Source organism: Bradyrhizobium sp. Leo78 (assembly GCF_059512425.1).
On the sequence record NZ_JCAMOT010000063.1, the window covers coordinates 11,917 to 29,054 of the forward strand.

At 62.2% G+C, this 17,138-nt stretch carries 33 protein-coding genes and 1 pseudogene; 19 read left to right on the forward strand and 15 right to left on the reverse strand.

Going from position 1 to position 17,138, the window contains the following annotated elements; all coding sequences use genetic code 11:
• The 6 genes from AC5ZG1_RS40095 (at window position 1) to AC5ZG1_RS40120 (ending at window position 2,181) form a co-directional block, all read left to right on the forward strand.
• Window positions 1-249, forward strand: coding sequence for a hypothetical protein (locus tag AC5ZG1_RS40095; RefSeq protein ID WP_035691821.1), 249 nt, complete (start codon window positions 1-3; stop codon window positions 247-249).
• Window positions 246-464, forward strand: coding sequence for a hypothetical protein (locus AC5ZG1_RS40100; RefSeq protein ID WP_028167567.1), 219 nt, complete (start codon window positions 246-248; stop codon window positions 462-464). The genes AC5ZG1_RS40095 and AC5ZG1_RS40100 overlap by 4 nt, the downstream gene beginning before the upstream one ends.
• The gene (locus AC5ZG1_RS40105; protein WP_155255462.1) at window positions 461-619 is read left to right on the forward strand and encodes a hypothetical protein; all 159 of its coding nucleotides are present in this window, start codon (window positions 461-463) and stop codon (window positions 617-619) included. The genes AC5ZG1_RS40100 and AC5ZG1_RS40105 overlap by 4 nt, the downstream gene beginning before the upstream one ends.
• A 168-nt stretch (window positions 620-787) precedes the next feature.
• Entirely contained in the window at window positions 788-1,042 is a 255-nt protein-coding gene (locus AC5ZG1_RS40110; RefSeq protein WP_496136210.1) for a hypothetical protein, read from the forward strand.
• An 84-nt stretch (window positions 1,043-1,126) separates the two neighbouring features.
• Complete coding sequence (locus AC5ZG1_RS40115; protein ID WP_155255464.1) at window positions 1,127-1,372, forward strand: helix-turn-helix domain-containing protein; 246 nt, start codon at window positions 1,127-1,129, stop codon at window positions 1,370-1,372.
• A complete protein-coding gene (locus AC5ZG1_RS40120; RefSeq protein ID WP_028167569.1) occupies window positions 1,369-2,181 on the forward strand; it encodes a radical SAM protein in 813 nt (270 codons plus the stop codon). The genes AC5ZG1_RS40115 and AC5ZG1_RS40120 overlap by 4 nt, the downstream gene beginning before the upstream one ends.
• On the opposite strand, the gene AC5ZG1_RS40125 is transcribed toward AC5ZG1_RS40120, so the two are convergent.
• From AC5ZG1_RS40125 to AC5ZG1_RS40195, 15 genes are all read right to left on the reverse strand, one after another.
• Entirely contained in the window at window positions 2,111-2,791 is a 681-nt protein-coding gene (locus tag AC5ZG1_RS40125; protein WP_463717421.1) for a hypothetical protein, read from the reverse strand. The two genes, AC5ZG1_RS40120 and AC5ZG1_RS40125, sit on opposite strands and share 71 nt — an antisense overlap.
• Window positions 2,791-3,378 (reverse strand): ParB/Srx family N-terminal domain-containing protein, encoded by a 588-nt coding sequence (locus AC5ZG1_RS40130; RefSeq protein ID WP_394569050.1) that lies wholly within the window; start codon window positions 3,376-3,378, stop codon window positions 2,791-2,793. Before AC5ZG1_RS40130 ends, AC5ZG1_RS40125 begins: the two co-directional genes overlap by 1 nt.
• A gap of 112 nt (window positions 3,379-3,490) precedes the next feature.
• Entirely contained in the window at window positions 3,491-3,805 is a 315-nt protein-coding gene (locus AC5ZG1_RS40135) for a hypothetical protein (protein WP_028167571.1), read from the reverse strand.
• Window positions 3,780-4,379 carry a Rossmann-fold NAD(P)-binding domain-containing protein gene (locus tag AC5ZG1_RS40140; protein ID WP_496136211.1) on the reverse strand — a complete coding sequence of 200 codons (600 nt, stop codon included), beginning with the start codon at window positions 4,377-4,379 and terminating at the stop codon, window positions 3,780-3,782. The genes AC5ZG1_RS40135 and AC5ZG1_RS40140 overlap by 26 nt, the downstream gene beginning before the upstream one ends.
• 103 nt (window positions 4,380-4,482) lie before the next feature.
• Entirely contained in the window at window positions 4,483-4,743 is a 261-nt protein-coding gene (locus AC5ZG1_RS40145) for a hypothetical protein (protein ID WP_028167573.1), read from the reverse strand.
• Window positions 4,740-5,003 (reverse strand): hypothetical protein, encoded by a 264-nt coding sequence (locus tag AC5ZG1_RS40150; protein WP_496136212.1) that lies wholly within the window; start codon window positions 5,001-5,003, stop codon window positions 4,740-4,742. The genes AC5ZG1_RS40145 and AC5ZG1_RS40150 overlap by 4 nt, the downstream gene beginning before the upstream one ends.
• Complete coding sequence (locus AC5ZG1_RS40155) at window positions 5,003-5,515, reverse strand: hypothetical protein (protein ID WP_496136213.1); 513 nt, start codon at window positions 5,513-5,515, stop codon at window positions 5,003-5,005. The genes AC5ZG1_RS40150 and AC5ZG1_RS40155 overlap by 1 nt, the downstream gene beginning before the upstream one ends.
• Window positions 5,503-5,778, reverse strand: a complete 276-nt coding sequence (locus tag AC5ZG1_RS40160; protein WP_496136214.1) for a hypothetical protein — start codon at window positions 5,776-5,778, stop codon at window positions 5,503-5,505. The genes AC5ZG1_RS40155 and AC5ZG1_RS40160 overlap by 13 nt, the downstream gene beginning before the upstream one ends.
• Window positions 5,765-7,279 (reverse strand): DnaB-like helicase C-terminal domain-containing protein, encoded by a 1,515-nt coding sequence (locus AC5ZG1_RS40165; RefSeq protein WP_496136215.1) that lies wholly within the window; start codon window positions 7,277-7,279, stop codon window positions 5,765-5,767. The genes AC5ZG1_RS40160 and AC5ZG1_RS40165 overlap by 14 nt, the downstream gene beginning before the upstream one ends.
• A 92-nt stretch (window positions 7,280-7,371) precedes the next feature.
• Window positions 7,372-8,388, reverse strand: coding sequence for a DUF1376 domain-containing protein (locus AC5ZG1_RS40170; RefSeq protein ID WP_028167578.1), 1,017 nt, complete (start codon window positions 8,386-8,388; stop codon window positions 7,372-7,374).
• A complete protein-coding gene (locus AC5ZG1_RS40175) occupies window positions 8,388-8,933 on the reverse strand; it encodes a hypothetical protein (protein ID WP_051397109.1) in 546 nt (181 codons plus the stop codon). Before AC5ZG1_RS40175 ends, AC5ZG1_RS40170 begins: the two co-directional genes overlap by 1 nt.
• Window positions 8,930-9,388, reverse strand: coding sequence for a hypothetical protein (locus tag AC5ZG1_RS40180; protein ID WP_496136216.1), 459 nt, complete (start codon window positions 9,386-9,388; stop codon window positions 8,930-8,932). Before AC5ZG1_RS40180 ends, AC5ZG1_RS40175 begins: the two co-directional genes overlap by 4 nt.
• Window positions 9,385-10,434: an MT-A70 family methyltransferase gene (locus AC5ZG1_RS40185; RefSeq protein WP_463331780.1), complete on the reverse strand. Its 1,050-nt coding sequence runs from the start codon at window positions 10,432-10,434 to the stop codon at window positions 9,385-9,387. Before AC5ZG1_RS40185 ends, AC5ZG1_RS40180 begins: the two co-directional genes overlap by 4 nt.
• 11 nt (window positions 10,435-10,445) lie before the next feature.
• A complete protein-coding gene (locus AC5ZG1_RS40190) occupies window positions 10,446-10,820 on the reverse strand; it encodes a GapR family DNA-binding domain-containing protein (RefSeq protein ID WP_028167580.1) in 375 nt (124 codons plus the stop codon).
• A gap of 72 nt (window positions 10,821-10,892) precedes the next feature.
• Window positions 10,893-11,297 (reverse strand): GcrA family cell cycle regulator, encoded by a 405-nt coding sequence (locus AC5ZG1_RS40195; RefSeq protein WP_394569045.1) that lies wholly within the window; start codon window positions 11,295-11,297, stop codon window positions 10,893-10,895.
• A gap of 417 nt (window positions 11,298-11,714) precedes the next feature.
• Between AC5ZG1_RS40195 and AC5ZG1_RS40200 the strand changes: the two genes are divergently transcribed.
• From AC5ZG1_RS40200 to AC5ZG1_RS40260, 13 genes and pseudogenes are all read left to right on the forward strand, one after another.
• Window positions 11,715-12,644, forward strand: coding sequence for a PD-(D/E)XK nuclease-like domain-containing protein (locus AC5ZG1_RS40200; RefSeq protein ID WP_394569044.1), 930 nt, complete (start codon window positions 11,715-11,717; stop codon window positions 12,642-12,644).
• Window positions 12,644-13,525 (forward strand): recombinase RecT, encoded by an 882-nt coding sequence (locus tag AC5ZG1_RS40205; RefSeq protein ID WP_028167583.1) that lies wholly within the window; start codon window positions 12,644-12,646, stop codon window positions 13,523-13,525. The genes AC5ZG1_RS40200 and AC5ZG1_RS40205 overlap by 1 nt, the downstream gene beginning before the upstream one ends.
• A 17-nt stretch (window positions 13,526-13,542) precedes the next feature.
• A complete protein-coding gene (locus AC5ZG1_RS40210; RefSeq protein ID WP_496136217.1) occupies window positions 13,543-13,995 on the forward strand; it encodes a helix-turn-helix domain-containing protein in 453 nt (150 codons plus the stop codon).
• A gap of 3 nt (window positions 13,996-13,998) precedes the next feature.
• Window positions 13,999-14,343, forward strand: coding sequence for a hypothetical protein (locus tag AC5ZG1_RS40215; RefSeq protein ID WP_155255466.1), 345 nt, complete (start codon window positions 13,999-14,001; stop codon window positions 14,341-14,343).
• A complete protein-coding gene (locus tag AC5ZG1_RS40220) occupies window positions 14,340-14,678 on the forward strand; it encodes a hypothetical protein (protein ID WP_028167585.1) in 339 nt (112 codons plus the stop codon). The genes AC5ZG1_RS40215 and AC5ZG1_RS40220 overlap by 4 nt, the downstream gene beginning before the upstream one ends.
• 1 nt (window position 14,679) lies before the next feature.
• Window positions 14,680-14,931 carry a hypothetical protein gene (locus AC5ZG1_RS40225; RefSeq protein ID WP_028167586.1) on the forward strand — a complete coding sequence of 84 codons (252 nt, stop codon included), beginning with the start codon at window positions 14,680-14,682 and terminating at the stop codon, window positions 14,929-14,931.
• 4 nt (window positions 14,932-14,935) lie between these two features.
• Complete coding sequence (locus tag AC5ZG1_RS40230; RefSeq protein WP_155255467.1) at window positions 14,936-15,187, forward strand: hypothetical protein; 252 nt, start codon at window positions 14,936-14,938, stop codon at window positions 15,185-15,187.
• 2 nt (window positions 15,188-15,189) lie between these two features.
• Entirely contained in the window at window positions 15,190-15,504 is a 315-nt protein-coding gene (locus AC5ZG1_RS40235) for a hypothetical protein (RefSeq protein WP_028167588.1), read from the forward strand.
• A complete protein-coding gene (locus tag AC5ZG1_RS40240; protein WP_028167589.1) occupies window positions 15,501-15,689 on the forward strand; it encodes a hypothetical protein in 189 nt (62 codons plus the stop codon). Before AC5ZG1_RS40235 ends, AC5ZG1_RS40240 begins: the two co-directional genes overlap by 4 nt.
• Window positions 15,686-15,874: a hypothetical protein gene (locus AC5ZG1_RS40245; protein WP_496136218.1), complete on the forward strand. Its 189-nt coding sequence runs from the start codon at window positions 15,686-15,688 to the stop codon at window positions 15,872-15,874. The genes AC5ZG1_RS40240 and AC5ZG1_RS40245 overlap by 4 nt, the downstream gene beginning before the upstream one ends.
• Before the next feature lie 17 nt (window positions 15,875-15,891).
• On the forward strand, window positions 15,892-16,212 hold the full coding sequence (locus AC5ZG1_RS40250) for a TSCPD domain-containing protein (RefSeq protein WP_028167591.1): 321 nt from the start codon (window positions 15,892-15,894) through the stop codon (window positions 16,210-16,212).
• Window positions 16,209-16,652, forward strand: a complete 444-nt coding sequence (locus AC5ZG1_RS40255) for a hypothetical protein (protein ID WP_028167592.1) — start codon at window positions 16,209-16,211, stop codon at window positions 16,650-16,652. Before AC5ZG1_RS40250 ends, AC5ZG1_RS40255 begins: the two co-directional genes overlap by 4 nt.
• A gap of 85 nt (window positions 16,653-16,737) precedes the next feature.
• Window positions 16,738-17,040 (forward strand): annotated as a pseudogene (locus AC5ZG1_RS40260) (IS701 family transposase); the annotation flags it as partial.
• Between the last annotated feature and the right edge of the window lie 98 nt (window positions 17,041-17,138).

The following is a 17,138-nucleotide window of genomic DNA, read 5'->3' on the forward strand; positions in this document are numbered from 1 at the left end:
ATGTGGAAACTGTTCGCCACCGTGCTTGCGCTCACCGATACCGGCTCGGTCTCGATCACATCGATCGCGACCGACTTCGCCAACCGCGAGGCCTGCAAGGCCGCGGCGCGCGATCTGTACCCGCCGATCATCGAGCGCGAGCTGCAGGGGCACCGGCTTTCGATCCGGGCCGCTGCCGAATGCCGGACGGACGGACCGCCACCGCCGCCGCCTCCGTTCCCCAATCCGTTCAGAGAATTCATGCGATGACCCTGACAATCTGCACTGCGCGTTACGAGCGCGAGCACGGCCAGAAACCGCAGGGGCGCGGTTACTGGCGTTTCCTGCTGATCTCCGCCGCCGTCACCGTGGCCGACCACTTCGTGAACTGCAACACCGAGACGGACTACCATCAGGCCTTGAAGCGGGCGACCGACGTCGCGGCCTTGCGCCGCCACGTCCATAGCATCGTGGTGCTGCCATGAACGACGAGATCGCGCGCCTGCGAGCGCGGATCGCCCGGCTGACCCAGCTGCTGGCGCAGCTCGACCAGCACACGCTGCTGACCAACCGCTTGCGAGAGCCGGATGGCGGCCACACCATCATCATCCATCACGATCAAAGGACGACACTGCAATGAAAGAGCCGATGACACGCCAACAAGCAATTGATCGGTTCAAACGCCTCGTCGATCAATACGGTGTCCGATGGACGGCATCGGTCCCGGCGGCGGCTCATATTGAACTGGCGGAAATCAACAAGGTGCTACGGAGGCTGACCGACGTCAGGCCGTGCTGGAGATACGAAGATGACGACGAAAATCCTTCTGGCAGCTATTGCGCTCGCCGCGCTAACCAGCGACGGCTCGGCGCAACAGCGCAGCTATTACGACTCCTCGGGGCGAAGTGTCGGGCGCTCGGCGACCGACAGCCAGGGCACGACGACGTTCTACGACGCCGCTGGCAGCGTTACCGGTCGCGCATCCAGGAGCGGCAACACGACGACGATCTATGACTCGCGTGGTCGCACTGTCGGACGATCCACAGGCGGCGCGGCTCGCTGAAATGGGAGCCAGCTGATGTGCGCTTTGACCGCCAGGGCGTTGCGCCCTATCCTTGTCGAGCCAATGCAAGACGAAGGATTCGACATGACCAACGAGCCCGCGATGACCCCTGAGCGCTTCCGTGAAGCGCTCGATCTGCTGCAGACCAGCCAGAACGGTTTCGCGCGTTTCCTCAATGTCGACCCGCGCACCATCCGCCGCTACGCCTCTGGCGAGCTGCCGGAGCCGACCAATATCGCCATCCTGATCGAACTCATGATCCAGTTCGACGTCACCCCGGAGCGGGCCTACCGGCTCGCCGGACTCAAACCATTGGACCCTGAACCATGAACGCTCCCGTCACCATCAACCCCGACGGCGTTTCGGTCGCAGGCTGCAGCATCATCTATGCCCCGCGCGGACAGGCGGGCGAATATTCACCGCTCGCCACCAATCCGTATCGCGGCTGCGGCCACGGCTGCGCCTATTGCTACGTGCCCGACGTCCTCAAGATGACCCGGAAGGAATTCGACGAGGGCGCCAACCCGCGTCCGGGTTTCCTCGACAAGCTGCGGAAGGACGCGGCGAAATACAAGGCCGCGCGCCTGACCGGGCAGGTCATGCTGTCGTTCACCACCGACCCGTATCACCCAGGCGACAACACGCTGACGCGCTCGACGCTCCAGGCCCTGATCGAGCACGGCCTCGGCATCTGCACCTTGACCAAGGGCGGCACGCGAAGCCTGCGCGACCTCGACCTGTTCCGGGCCAAGCGCGACGCCTTCGCCTCGACCTTGACCAGCCTCGACGACCGGTTCTCGAAAAAATGGGAGCGCAACGCCGCGCCGCCGGAGGATCGTCTCGCCGCGCTCAAGCGGTTTCACGCTGCGGGCATCTTCACCTGGGCTAGCCTGGAGCCGACCCTGGACGTCGAATCCTCGCTCGCCATCGTCAAGAAGACGCACCGTTTTGTCGACCTGTTCAAGGTCGGCCGCGTCAACTACCTGCCGATGACCAAGACCACCGACTGGCAAGACTACACGCTGCGCATGATCGAGCTGTTGAACAAGCTCGGCGCCGCGCATTACATCAAGAAAGACCTGCAGAAATTTCTTCCCGACGGCTATCCGAACCCGCCGCGGGTGCCGCAGCACCACTGACGCCGGTCAGCACCAAGCCGATGTAAAGCACCTGCGCCGCCGATTTGCCCGCTGCCTGCCAGCGGCGGTCGACGGTGCAGCCAATGCGCTGCGCAAAGCCTGCAATCGCGCGCTCGATGATCTCGTCCCGCCAGCGTGCCATCCCCGACAGCCGTCCCGTTAGCCCCGCCGCAGCTCCGAGCGCCTTCGGCAGTCCGCCTTGCTTCAGATTGATCATGCTGCCTTCGGTCAGCACCACGCCGAGGCGCTCGCCTGCAGCAACCTTGCGCCGCGCCGCGACGATCAGCATCTGCTCCCAGGGCGAGCCGAACGCGTCGAAGTCGAAGATCGAGAACGGCGCCAGATCGATCGCGCGCAGCACCCGCCGGTTGTCGGCGACATAGGCGCAGCGCTCATCGCGAAACCATTTCTGATCGCAGCCGACATAGCCGGCGGCTTGGCGCCAGACCTCGCGATACATCTCGCCCGAGCCCGCGAACGCATCGAAGACCTCGACGTCGCGGCCGACGGCCTCAAGCACGTTGCGCCTGATCAGGACCTTGGCCGGCTTGCCATGGCGATGGTTCGTCACCTTGGCGACGTTCTGCAAGCCAGCGGACCAGCGCGGCATTACGGCTCCAGCCCGATGGTGCCAAGCTCGACCTCGACGGCGGGCATGTCGGCCATCATTTTCGTCAGCCGCTGCAGCGCCGCGGCCTGATCCTGGAGCGGGCCGCGCACGGAGATCCAGAACCGGTCGTGAATCTCACCGGTCAGAATCTCGGCAACCAGTGGGGCGGCTTCTTCAACCAGAAGGCCCTGCAGCTCGTCGGGACTGAAACCCAGATCGTCGATCATCTCGCCGGCTGACCGCAGCGCCTCGATCTCGGCGCGCAGCATCGCCTCATCCCATTTCGAATTGAGCGCGATGCGATTGTCCGCCAGCGCCAGCGCGCGGCACTGCGCTTCGGAAAGGCCCGCCAGCTCGATGACCGGCGCCTCCAGCAGGCCAAGCTTGCGCGCGGCCAGGTACCTGCCTTCGCCCGCGATGATGGTACTGTCCTTATCGACCAGCAGCGGGTTGAGGAATCCGAAGCGGCTGATCGAGCGCGCGATCTCGGCGATCTGATCGTCGCTGTGCAGCCGCGCGTTACGCGGATTGAGCCTGAGCGCTCCGAGCGGCCGATACTCGATCTTGATGCGGTTGTGCTCGGTCATGGCTCCGGCCAAAAAAGAACCGACCTCTTACGAGATCGGTTCGAAGTCAGGTGTAACCACGACCAATGCCCAAGCCAAAAGCCGGGAGGCTCGAAAGGCTTACGGGCAAGCGTCACGGTGATTTCAACGATGGAAGCGCGGCATCGGTCAATCGGAGATTTTGCGAGAGCCAGTCGGTCCAGTCGAGCTTTGGATTTCGCTCGCGTTCACGCTTGAAGCGCGACGTCAGCTCTCGGCGCGCAACATCAGGCAGCGTCCGGTACTGGCTCACGATCTTTTGTCTGTTTTCGCGGAGAAGCCGCCGGGCAAGGCTACGGTTTGACACCGCCACACCGTTTGCCGATCTGGGGCGGGCGATCCCTCGCGTGGCATCGTCGGCGAGGATCGCGCTCGCAAGACGTTCAAGCTTTTGCTGGCGTTTCGTCATCGGCGCGCACCTCACCCCGCAGGGGCGCGGGCGAAGAGGACCCCTGTTTGTCAAGCTTGTCAACGTCATTCCTGTTGGAGGCGTTCGGAAGCCGCGGAAACACACGGCGCTCCAAATCTGTCCGCGTGCTGTTTACACCTTGCAAAATCAATTGCTTGATCGCCTCGTTTCGCAGCCGCGCCCGCGCGGCATGATAGCTCATGCTGATGCCGGTGCCCTTCGCCCGGAGCCGCCATTGGCGGTAAGCGGCATTGAACCACGCTAGTTCACCGCGCCCATTCGCGTCGCTGATTCGACGCTCAATCTCGGCGATGGCATCCCGAACGCGCGCTATCGCCGCGTTGTGGCCCGTCAGGCTGATGCCACGCTCGACGGCAGCCTTGACGATCAGCCGCGCCGCATCTTCGCCGCGCACGAGCAGGCGGACCTTATCGACATGCGGCAACACGCGGTTGACCTCGCTTGCCAGCGCCTGGGCGCGCGCTCGATCGCGAACCCAATAGGCGCAGCTGATGTCCCAATCCGGCCATTTGCGCTGCAGCGCCGTCAGCCTCTTGCCGAGATCGCGCGTCACCGCGACGACGCACGGCTCGCCCCTCGGCGCTGTCGCGATGTAGACCGCCACCACGCCGAAGGCGATGAAATAGCCGCGCTCGGCGCCGCGCGGGAGATCGAACTCAATGACCATTGAGGCGAGCCTGCAAATCGAGATCGCACCGCGCGGTATCGAGCGCCTCGATGAACCAATCGTAAACCTCATCGGGCGCGCCGTTGAGCGGCAGAGCGGCACAGATCGCGAGCGCGTTCAACACGGTGAAACTGTTGATCGGATCGGGGCCGCGCTTGTCCTGCGCGTCCTGGAGATAATCGCGAATGATCGGAGCCAGCTGCCGCAACAGGCCGTTGAATTCCTCCCTGTCGATTTCGGCTTCCCTCATCGTTTGCCTCCGCCTGCCCATGCGGCGGATCGGCTCGGCGACCATCCGCCCCGGCCGTCGCGATAGAGCCGCGTCGTGGTGTGCGCGTTGCAATCGACCAGATCGAAATAGGCAATGTCGGTGCGATCGTGAAACACCATCAGCTCGATTTCCTTGCTGACGTCGCCCCGGCGCCACGTCTCCAGCGCCAGCTCGCCGTGATTCTTCGCCTCCGCGGGGCGGTTGGCGTAATAGGCCCGTATCCGCCAATCCTCTGCCATCAGAACACCGGCACGAATGCGGTGCCCAGACCGCGCGCGATGACCTCGCATCCCTTGTCGTGACGATCGCGCCAGGTGTCGGCGTAGCCGCATTGCGCCGCGACCCATCCGGCGTCGCGCTCCAGCGAATGCGCCAACGCGACCATGTTGACCGCGCGCATCAGCCAGTCCGCCTGACCGAGGAAGCGCGCGGGCCAATAGACCGCCGCCTCCATCCGCGTGACGTCGCTGTAGCTCGGCAACAGCCGGGCGCGGTTCTGCATGCGCTGCGTCTTCTCCAGCTCGCCTTGCTCGTGCTGTGCGAGAAGATCCTCGAATTCGTAGGCGTAGGAAGGCCAGGCGCCGCAGTAGCCCTGGACCGCGCGCATCGGCAGCATGCGCAGCGTTCGCATCGCTTCCGACAGCCGCTTGCCGACATGCGGTCCGCTCCAGACCGACGGCGCGATGTCCTCCATCTCGATGTCCTCCAGCGGGTTGAACTTGAGATCGTCGTGCCTGATCAGGATGAGCATTGCTTATCTCCCCCGATCTGCCGCCGCATATCGACGACCAGCTTATCCAATCCATCAAGCGCAGCTTCACGGTTAGGTGCGAGCGTCCGGATAGCCGTGACGATCATGGTGGCGCAGCACGCCGTTAGGCTGAACAGTTTTTCCTCGGTGCTGAACTGATTGAGGCCCTCAATCCGGTGCGGCGGTCCAAGCGGCATATCGAGCCAAAGCGCCATCAGCATTGCGCGTTCGTGGTCAATGGCGGCCTGTTCATCGCAATTCACTGTCGTCCTCCATGGTCGCGGCTGTATGGGTCGATTTCCGTTTCTGCTTCAGCTCGCACACACCAAAACGCCCAACACCGATATCGTAGTCGAGGGCAAACTTGGTGGCATATCCGAGTTCGTCAAACCGCGCCTTTTTGTGATGCAGTTCGACGTAGGTCTCGCGCTCGCCCTTGTCGTTGAACAAGCGTGGGCGATGCACGACGAATCTCTGGTCGACCATGTTGTCCCAATGCTTTGAACCAGCGATGTGCTCAAGCTCCGGCGGCTCGCTGCGTCGCATGGTTTCCATCTTGGCAGGGTGCGCCAGGATTTGGACGTGGACATTGAAGTCGGTCGCGAAGTTGTAAAGCTCGCGCAGGCACCGGCCGATGTAATCGGTCTCGCTCTCGCGCGGCTCGCGGCTTGCCTCAAGCCGATTCCAAGGATCGACCTGGAGGATGTTGGCCTTGTACCGAACGACGGCGGTCTCCGCCTGTTGAAGCAACCATGCCAGCGTCGGTCGCCGTTCCGGATGAATCAGAAACAGGTAGTGATCATTGATCCATCGGTCGGCCGCCGCGATATCCGGTCCGGTCAAGATCGACTCCAGTTTCCGCGAATGCAACGTCCGCAGCTGGCGGCGGATGTGCGGCTTGGCCCGCGTCTCGAAACTCGCAACGCATGCCAAAAGACCATAGGCCTGGACGATGTTGTACCAGATTTGACCGAACAGCAGCGTCTTGCCCATACCGGGATGACCGGTCGTCACCGAGAGCGTTCCGGCGGCGAACATGCACTTGCGGCCCCAGTTGAACCCCGGGTCCCACGTCGTCATCGGCGCAGGCTCCGGAATTTCGGCCATCCGAAACAGACCCTCGGCTGGCCACGGCGTCGAGCCGTCGACGACAAGGTCATGCACCGCCTTGGCGCCATCGGTCCGCAGATGATCGTTTGCGTCTTTCGAACCTTCAGGCCAGTCGATGAAATAGAACTTCGCGGTGCCGAACAATTGCGCCATGGTCGAGCGCAATTCGAGGCCGGCCTTGTCCTCGTCGCCGCACCAGATGAAACGCTTGGCGCGATTCAAACCGGCCGCGAGCGCATCCCGAACATACTGCTGATCTCCGCTCGCCGACGGAGCGCCGAGAACCTGATCGGCTGCGATGCTGCACTCGACCAACGCGCAAACGTCCAGCTCGCCCTCAACGATGTAAACGTCGGTGAGGGGACCATCGAGCACAGCTGCCAGATTCCAGAACGTCGGGCTGGTGCCCTGCTTCTGCGTGAACGCCTTGGCTGGATAGGAACGCGCCTTCCAGCCGTCGGGATAGCGGAAGAACAGCGCCTCCGATTTGGATTGTAGGTCAGGGAAGAATGCCGTTCCGGATGCGACGGGCAGCTTCGCCAAAGTCTCTTGGCTTATCTTGCGCACGGCCTTGGCCCATTCGACGGCGCTGGGTGCCAGCGTCCGATGCGAACCCGTGAAATCCACAGTGGTGACAGTTGAAGATGATCCCATGACTGTCGTCCGCTCGCTTTACCGATAGACATTTCTGCGACTGGTGGTGCTTCCGTTTGTGGCTACAAACCGGGCATCGAAAGACGCCCGGTCTAGTGGCGTTGGTCCGAGCTAGGATCTGGAAATTCGTCTGCGGGCTGTTCTCCATTTGCTCTTGCCTCCCTTCGCAATCGCGCTCGTTCGTAGGCCGCATCGCTTCTCGCTTTCATCCTGGCGCGCTCATCGTGCGCGTCGAGGATCGCTTGAGTGGCGTATTTGTAACCGGGCGCCGGCGATGATCCGGCCGGCGGCTTTGTGCTCGACTTGAGCGCGTTTTCGGAATTCTTGCGCCGCAGCCAGCGCAGCAGCGTTTCCTTACGGGAGGCTTCCTTGGTGTCGAGCAGCCATGACCGGCACGCGTGACGCACCAGGCCGCGAACGTTTTTGATGAAGGGCAGCTCGGCATCGAGGGCGGCGAATTCCTCGGCGTCGATCAGGACCGATCCGTCGTCGGACAGAAAGTCGAAGTTCCCGAGAACGCGGCGCTCACCAGAGTCGGATTGCGATCCTGCTGATGATTCAGAATCTTTCTTACTACCATCATTAAAAGAAGAATCTTCTCTTATATGGTTTTGGTTTTGGTTGGATATGCGAACAGGCGGATCGAGCAAATGCTCGGGTGATGCGCCCGCATCTGCCGCATTGTTATTTTCCAATGAGTTAGCATCAGAGTGTGAGAACGCATTCGTTCTCGCTGAGAGAACACTTTTTCTTCTCGCTGAGCGAGAAACACTGGCGGGGTTGGAACCCCACCGGGACTGCGCGGCGTCAGCCGCTTTTTGTTGCCGTTTGTGCACTTGCTCCCGAACCTCATCGAGCCTTTTCTGCCGCCATCGACCATCTGAGAGTGTCCAAAACGCCATGACCCGCGGCCTTATGCGGGGCCAGTTATTCGGCGAGACGCGCGCAAACCGGGCTAGCTCGCTATCATCGTCGGGCAGGTCGTTATGCGGTCGCCGCCATGCCGTCATGAGCAGCAGCAGATAGGCTCCGGTTTCAGCGGCGCTGAGGTGCATCGTGTCCGAGAGGAAGGCATCGGTCCAAAGCGGCAGCGCGGGAAATTCGGCCATTACGCAATCCTCCGGCGAAAGAGCGGCGACGTTTGTACGGCGAGCCTCGGCTCAAGCAGCGATGCCTGGTAATGCCAGAGCGCGAGCGCATCAGCGGCGTTGTCATCGGCCGGTGCCCAACCGAGCCGATGACATGCATCGATGGTAAGGACCTTCGCCTCTTTGCGTTTGATCCGGTTGGTGCCGAGGAAATGCGCCCGCACGTCGGAGACGCGCGCCTCGCGCACATCGTAGCCACGCCCATAGGTTGCTTCCTCGACGACGACGCAAAGCCCGATCAGCACGCGGATCATGTCGGCGCTGGTGCGGCCTGACATGTGCTGCGGCGTCATCGGCGCTTCGAACACGATCAGCTTGACGTCGGATTCGGTCGCGAGGAAATCGTTCAGCCACTGCCTGCAGCCGGAGAACACAGCGCCCATGCTGGCGCCTTCGCGGGCAAAGCGCACCGAGCCAGAGCGCGGCGTCAAATCGGAGGGATAGCCGCAGGCCCAGCCGGAACGGCTGGCGAGATCGAGCGCGAGGATGCGCGGCGAATAGGTCATTGGACTTCCGCCCTATCGAAGAAGGCGGGTTCCAGTGGCGGCGTGATCGGATTTTGTGTTGACCATCTGAACCACTTACAAACCCAGCCAACGAGTCCGGCGTCGCTGACGTTGACGTTCACATCGCCGCGCTGCGCCTCAAATTCTTTCCAGACTTGGACTTTGTGAATCGGAAAGCTGTTCGGCACCCCCCACAAGTAGACGACGCAAAAACCAACCTTCACCAACGAGCTATGGCTTCTCAATTGCCCGCTCGTCATTTCCCGGTCGGGCACCGTCGTCTCGAACAGGAGATGATGGCCGTACCTCTCGACGTAGCCGTGCTTTTGGACGATGCCCTCGTCATCCAGCAGACCATCAAGGTCGGCAACCCGGATGGCCGTGCCGTTGAAGCACGGTTTCAAAAAATCCCAATCCCAAAGGGCCGCACAGTATTTCACCGGGTCTCGGATCATGCGGCTGCTCCCTCGTCAGCCTCATTCCCCCAAGCGCTCCAACCCGGTCGTGCAACGCCCCGCCGATTCAGTTCGATCTTGGGAACGGTCGGGAAATACTGCTCGATCATCTCAAGAAAGATTTCGGGCTTTGCGGAATGTTCACCGCCACGGGGCGCGTCGATCACAGAGTCCCACTGCGTGCCGAGCGCGGGGCATGGCGGACTACCCTTTGTCCCGATCAGAAGCACTTCGTGAACGCTTCGATTCCAGTATCCAAGGCCCAGGGTTGGTTTGCGCCAGATGTAGTGCGAAGCGTATTCAAAACCCCAAGCTCGCAAGACCTCGATTGCAACATCGAGGTGCTGATTGGTGGACCAGAGAAACAGCACACAGTCATCCGCGGCAATGTCCCCGACCGGGCGCTGCTTGATGTTCTCAATGTCGCTGGTCGTGTAGACGCGGGATGCGTGACGATTCATCCCGGTCTGTTCTGAGTACACTTCGTCGTGCCATTCCGGGTCGGCGAGGATGACGCCAAATTTGGCGTCCGGGAGCGCGGCGATCTTTGCACCAAGCCGTTGCTCCTTATCCGCGCGCCTCGCCTGCGTCGTGGCAATGTCGGTGGTGCGCCGGTCTACAATCTTTGCAGCTTGCGCGCCGCTGATTTCGGGGGGTGCCGGATTTCCGGCAGCTATCTTCTCGGAGGCTTTGGTTTCCTTGGAGTTTTTTTTCGCGACTGCCGGTTTTCCGGCAACGTCCTCATCAATCGTGGACGGATTCACCCCGAGCATCTTCGCAATGCTGCGGTTCGACGTGTCCGGTTGCAGCGCCTTGATCTTCGCCACCATCTTCTTGCGCTCGGCCGCGGCGGCGGTGAGCGTGTCGAGTTTAATGCTGGCGATGAATTTGCTGACATTATCGAAGCCATCACCGATCAGTTTCCAGCGGTCAGCTTCAAGCAATGACTCCAGTTCCTGAAACGCACGTTCCAGCGTGTAACCGGCAACATGGATGCCGGTGGTCAGACGGCCGAAGGCTTGGTTGGCTTGGGCGGTGTCATCCATGGCCGCCCCCATTACTGATACGTCGCGGGGCGGCTTTCAGCGGCGGCGGCCGATGCGGCGCGCCAGAGCGGCAGGTCCTTGACGCCCTCGGCGACCGCGAGCATAGCCAGCACTTGCTGCTGGTCGGCCTCCAGTTCCTCGTAAATCTCGCGGTTCTTCTGCTCGTTGTCGCGGATCTTCACCAGCGAGCGCAATTCCTTGGTCGGAACGCCGCGCGCCTTGGCTTCCTTGTAAACGTTGCTGATCGACTCGCGGATGTTGCGGCACCGCGCCATCGACGAGCCGCGCTCGGAAAGCAAATCGGATTTGTAGCCGTCAATCTTCGCCAGGATTTCCTGCACGAGCTGCGGATCGAAGTCGTTCGCGACTGCTGCTGCCTTGGCCATCGTCTATCCCTGTTGTGATTTGCTGGGCCTCGGCGAGCTTGGGATGTGCTGCGCGGGCCTCGCGTGTTGGCATCAGGGACTCCGGCTATGGTTGAAGTAGGCGAGATAGTGCGCTTGGCACCACGACGCGCCCTTGAGGTGCCGCGCGCCGCAGCGCATGCGAAGACCGTCCGCGCCGCGCTGATCGAGCACGGCGTGACAATGGAAGTCGCGCGCCTTAAGGTAGGAGACCGGCCGCGCCGGTTCGGTCCGGCTCGACAGCGCCTTTGTCCTGGTTTGGGACGCCGTTCGCGCCTTCATGGTGACCGGCCATCCATTCGCGCGTTGCAGCTTCATGCGAACGACCTTGCCGATGACCGCATTGCGAGATCGATGCATCGCCGCAGCGATCACAGACGCCGAATTGCCTGCGCCCCACATCCTTTGCAGGACCGAGACGGCCTCAGAATCCCATGTCGATGTGGCTGGATTGACCATCTGGTGTCATCGTCATGAGCACGATCGATGGTCGTTTTAATTGTCACCAAACGCGACGCGTGTCCATGTTTACACTTGTTCGCCGTTGTTCGATGTCCAGAGAGTTTGTAGCTGCGACGGTTTGACTGCCTCATAAAATATGCAGGCGAACACGCATTAATCCCAGAGGTTGCATCGTGTCCGGAAACTTCATGCGCTGACGTTCGAGCCTGTTGACAACTTGGTTTCGTGAGCGTGGAATCGCAGCACGATTTAGGGCGGTGAGAGCACCAACAGACACGCCCAGCTAACCACGACGGCGTTACTGTTCGCGACCTTTAGCGGGCGGCCCGTATCGGTTCCTCAGACTGGACTTCATTCGCCTTGTCCTCGGCGCGAGGGCGAGGAACGCCCGACGATTGCGCGGGAGGATGGGACATGCAGTCGATTCCTTGGGATGGGAAAACGATAACCGAGCCCGGGATTTATCGCGGCATCCCGCTGACCGACTACCATCGGTTTGACCTCTGCTCGGAGGTCAGCGTGTCCTCGACGATGCTGCGCGGCATCATCGGGGAATCGCCGCGCCACGCCTGGGAAAAATCCAGGCTCAATCCGGATCACGTCGACGATGAAGAGCAGAGCGAGGCGATGGCGCTCGGCCGCTTCCTGCATGCCGCCGTCGCAGCCGAGCCGTTCGAAAGCGATTGCGTCTTCCGTCCCGCGACGATTGCCGGACACCCGTACAACGGGAACCGGAAGGAATGGCGGGAGTGGAAGGCCGAGCAGATTCGGAATCGCAAAACGATCATCACGCCGGAGATGGCGTCGCATGCGAAGGGCATGATTGTCGCCCTGGGCAGCTTCCCGCTGGTCCAGGCCGGGATGCTCGGTGGCGCCCCCGAACGTTCGCTGATCTGGAAGGACGATCGCGGATTCTGGAAGAAGGCGCGGCCCGACGAGATTCCCAACGCCAGCGGCGACTATGCCGAGATCAAGACGACGCACCCGCCAGTGCTATACCGCAACCTGCAGCGGACGATGGCCGATCGCGGCTACTACCAGCAGGCGGCCATGGTGATCGAAGGCGCCCGCGCGCTCGGCCTTCCGGTGCAATCGTTCACGGTGCTGTTTGTCGAGAACCGGCCGCCCTATTGCGTGCGCGCCTGCACCTTGAAGGACGAGGACATCGCGCGCGGCGATCAGCTCAATCAGCTCGCCTACAGCATGTTCTGGCAGTGCTACCAGGGCGGCGTGTGGCCGGGACCGGGCGACGATCGTGCCGACGCTGAATACATCGACGCGCCCGACTGGTGGCGCAAATCGGTCGATGACCGGGTCAAATTCTCCCTGCGTGAGGCTGCCTGATGAGCGATCAATCCTTTCCCGGCGACCGTCCCATGGAATCCGACCGTCCGCATCCGGAGCGCGTGACGCGCCGCGACCTGGCGGAAGGCAACGCCGAAAAGGTCGTCAACGAGCGCACCGAACAGGTTCTGTTGTTCAAAGGCGGCGGCGGCGTCGACGTCGCCAACCTGCGCGACATGATCGATGAGGCCAAGCTGTTGTCGACCGCTGGCCCGATGATTCCGCCGTGGCTGCAGGGCAATGTCGGTGGCATGTTCGGCGTCTGCATGAAGGCGCACGAGCTGGGCATCTCGGCGCTGACGCTGGCGGGCTGGACCTACATCGTCGAGAACAAGGGCGAGAAGCGCGTCGCCTACGAATCCCAGTTCTTCCATGCCATCATCGAGCAGCGCGCGCCGATCACCACGCGGCTGAACGTCGAATATGAGGGCGAAGGCGACGACCGCCGCTGCAGGGTCTATGCGACCTTCAAGGGCGAGAGGGAGCCGCGCTATTTCCCGCCGCGCAGCGCCGACCCTGGCCAGTTCACGCTGGGCAAGCTGCGGCCGGCGCGCAACGAATACGGCAAGGTCAAGGGGTCGCCGCTCTGGGACCTGAAACCGGATTTGCAGCTGTTTTACAACATGTCGCGCGACTGGGCGCGCATGTATTGCCCCGACATCATCGGCGGCATGTACGGCCGCGATGAGATGGAAGACGCCGGATTCGTCGTCGCCAGCGAGACCGCGAAGGACATCTCGCCGCGCCTCGCCGAACGGCTGCGCGGCAATGCACCCGCCATCGGTCAGGCCGCAGTCGCCACGCTCGACGCCTACGCCAATGAGCATGCTGCGAAATCACAGAAGAAGGTGCCATCCGACGCAGGGTCGGATGAGGCCTGAAAGACGGGGAGGATACTATGGAAGTGATGGCACTGCACGGACGCTTGTTCACCACCAATTACGATTCCCTTTCCCTTGCTCTCGATTGGATCGCGGCGGCGCGGATGCCGTCGCTGACGGGCCATCCGCAGACGGAGCGACCCGCGGAATTCGCGGCCGTCGAGATCAATCTCCTGATCATGGCCGACCGGGCGTTCCGTCGCCATCGCGTTGCACGCCCCTGGAGCAACCAGATCCTCGACGCGATGGGTATCTGCGCCAAGTATTACGGCGTCACGCGGACCGTCCTGCTCAGTGATCGCTCCGACGTCGTCGAGATTCGCCAGAAGGTGATGGCGTTCGTCCGCGTCGTCACCGGCAAGAACTTTCACGAGATCGGCGAGAAGTTCGAGCGCAGCCACTCGGTCGTGATCCATGCCTGCAAGAAGTACGAGCACGCCATCCGGACGGCATTGACGCCGGTCGAGTAGCCGATGAGAAAACTGATGCGCGAGACGATCAAGCTTATTCGGGACTACGGCGGCTCCGACGTTCTTGTAACGCACGGCACCCGCCACACGCGCATCCATTTTACCAGCCGAGACGGCCGGCGTCTGATGCTGCTGATTCCGCAAGGCCATGCCACCAACCGGCGCTTTGTCGCGGGAATCCGTTCGCAGATTCGCCGCCGCATTGAATCGAGCGCTGCAGGAACCGGCGCCCCCGACGCCTGCAGCTCGATCCGAAAGCCCGCTGCTGCCTTAAAGCCCCCAGCCCCCAGGGCGGCAGCGGGCCGAGGATCACCTAAACGCGCCACAACAGGAGCAGACCACCCATGAACCTCGCCAACGAAATTTCAACGATGCAGACCGAGATCGAATCCCTGCGTTCGGAAAACGAGACCTTGAAGCACAACAAGGCAATTCTGGATTTCGAGAATGAGAGCCTGCGCCGTCAGCTCGCCAACGCGAACGCCGACCGCGACGCCATGATGCGCAGGGGTGAAGCGATCAAGAGCCTGCTCGATCAGACTGGCGCGGCTTTGATGCACGGCCTGCAGAAGTTTCACGACACCGAGCGCGAGCTTGACGAGCGCCGCTCGGTCGAAGGCTCCGAAGTCCAGTTCCTGCCGCGCAACGGCGGCAACGGTCAAGCCGCATCAACCGAGCATTGAGATGAAGAACGAGCGACCCAGCGACATCGAAATTGCGCAGGCGATCTGCTGCGGCGAGGTCTGCCGCACCGACACGATGCACTGTCATGCCGGTGATCACTTCAGCGAAGCCTATCGCGTGCGCAAGTTGCTGGCTCGCTTCACCCCTGGTCCGGTCCAGCCACCGGAGGCGGTGATGACGATCCCGCCGCGCGGCGAGGATAGGAGCGAGCGAACCGCGCCCCGCCGGAGGCGCCGGACCAAGAAAGGATGACGCCATGCCCTGCGCTCAAGAAGAACAGGACCGGATCGCGGTGAAATTCTCCCAGATCCTTGCCGACGCCGTCGCCGACTGCGCCTTTGTGCCGACCTCGCTCTGCGGCACGTGCCGGACGGTGCTCGCTATCAGCGCCTTGCTCACGGGCGCCGTCAAGATTCACCACGATGCTGGAATCGAAGACGATTTCTGCGATCTCGTGCAGCGGGTCCACGCCGCCTTTATCAAAGCAGAACGCAACTTGGATGCTTGACCATGGCTGATCGCAGCTATCTGGAACGTTTGTCGAAAGAGCTGGCCGAGGCGGGCAAGCTGATCGAGGCCGGTTGGATCGGCTACCGGATCGCGGTCGTGCCGCCGGACGCGCCGCTGGTCCAGCTTGAGGAATGCAAGCTCGCGTTTTTCGCTGGCGCCCAGCACCTATTCCGCAGCCTGATGACGGTTTTCGATCCGGGCGGCGAGGAGCCGACCGAGGCCGACATGCGCAAGATCGACCTGATCGACAAGGAGCTGCGCAGGTTCGCCGAGCAGTGGGAGTTGCAGTTTTCCAAAGCAAAGGGATCGGCATGACCTATCGCGTCATCAACCTTTCCACGGGTGAGATCGAGGCCGAACTGAGCGACTTCGGCATCGCCAAACGGCTTGCCGACAAGATCGCGAACGATGTCGGGCATCGCGAGGTGATCGGCGTGGTCGAGCTGGTGACGCGATACGAAACGCCGCTGGCGGATCAAGAGCATGGAGGATCGCAATGAAGATTCCGAAAGGCGCGGACGTCCAGTTGAAGACCAATGACGGCAACATCGAGCTGCATATCACGGCGGCGGTCACCACGCGCTCGCAGGCCGCGGAGCTGATCGGTTGCATCCGGCAGGTATCGGGCGCGCTGGAGGCTGAGAAGCGCGGCCCGCGCAAGCCGAAAGTCGCGGCGGTGGCGTGATGGGAGAGCGCCGGATCTTGCCGCAACGTCGCCGCGCCGAAACATTCGAGATCGAATGGGGCGGCGTCGGCCGCCGCTTTGCAGTGACGCTCGGGTTCTATGACGACGGCGCCCTTGGCGAGGTCTTCATAACCGGCGGCAAATCCGGCGAGGCCGTCGAGGCCATCGCGCGCGACGCGGCGGTGGTGCTCTCGTTGGCGCTGCAGTACGGCGCCGAGATCGAGAACGTGGCGACCGCGATCACCCGCGACGGCGCCGAGACGCCATCCTCGATCCTGGGCGCCGTCGTCGACCAATTGCTGCCGGAGAAGAATCCGGGACAGGAGCCCGCGTCATGACGACGCCTTATGAGAACGCGACCAGCGGCGTCGCCGCTCGCGACGACATCATCAAGGTGTTGCGCCGGGTCGGCTGCGACAGCATCGGCTTCATGGATGATTTCGAAAAGCACGAGCTGTTGCTGGCGTTTCGTCATCGCGGTCGTCAGATGCAGTTGCGCGCCAGCGCCAGCGGCTGGGCCGCGCTGTATCTGAAAGAGCATCCGTACAGCTACCGGATTCGGGGTCGCACCGAGCGCGAGCACCGCGAGCGCGCGCTGGCGCAGGGACAGATCGCGATCAATTCGATCCTGCGCGACTGGGTCAAGGGCCAGATCATGGCGATTGAGACCGGCATCCTGTCGTTCGATGCCGTCTTTCTCCCGTTCATGCTGACCCATGACGGTCGCACCGTATCAGACCGCGTCAACCAGCTCGGATTGTTGGAGGCGCCTGCATGACGCTCGTCTGCCAGGAATGCGGGAAGAGCAAGCCGGCGAGCGGATTCTATCAGCAGCCTCGTCGGCTTCGCCCGATGCCGATCTGCAAGGATTTCTGATCCGCCGCAACATTGCCGACGGCGACTTGGCATTTTACTCCACGTGATGACCAAGGCACGTCCATTCAAAAGCTGGCGTCAGTGGAAGGCGATCGCTGGGCCGTCGAGGACGGCTTGGAAACGACCAAGAACGAGCTTGGTCTTGATCACAAGAAACCCGCTCCTGGCAGGCGGGCATCGCCATGTCTCACAGGGCATGCTTGCCTTCGCCACAATGACCGTCGTCCGTTCTCGTGCCCACACCGCACCAAAGAACGCGATCGCGGCCTCGGCCAAAGGATCGTTCTTGATCCGCTGGTCGAGTACGCATCCGGTGAAGCTTTCAATTACCCATAACTTTGACCACTCGGGCTGATCCGCTGATCGGCGAAATCTTGAATCGAAAGAA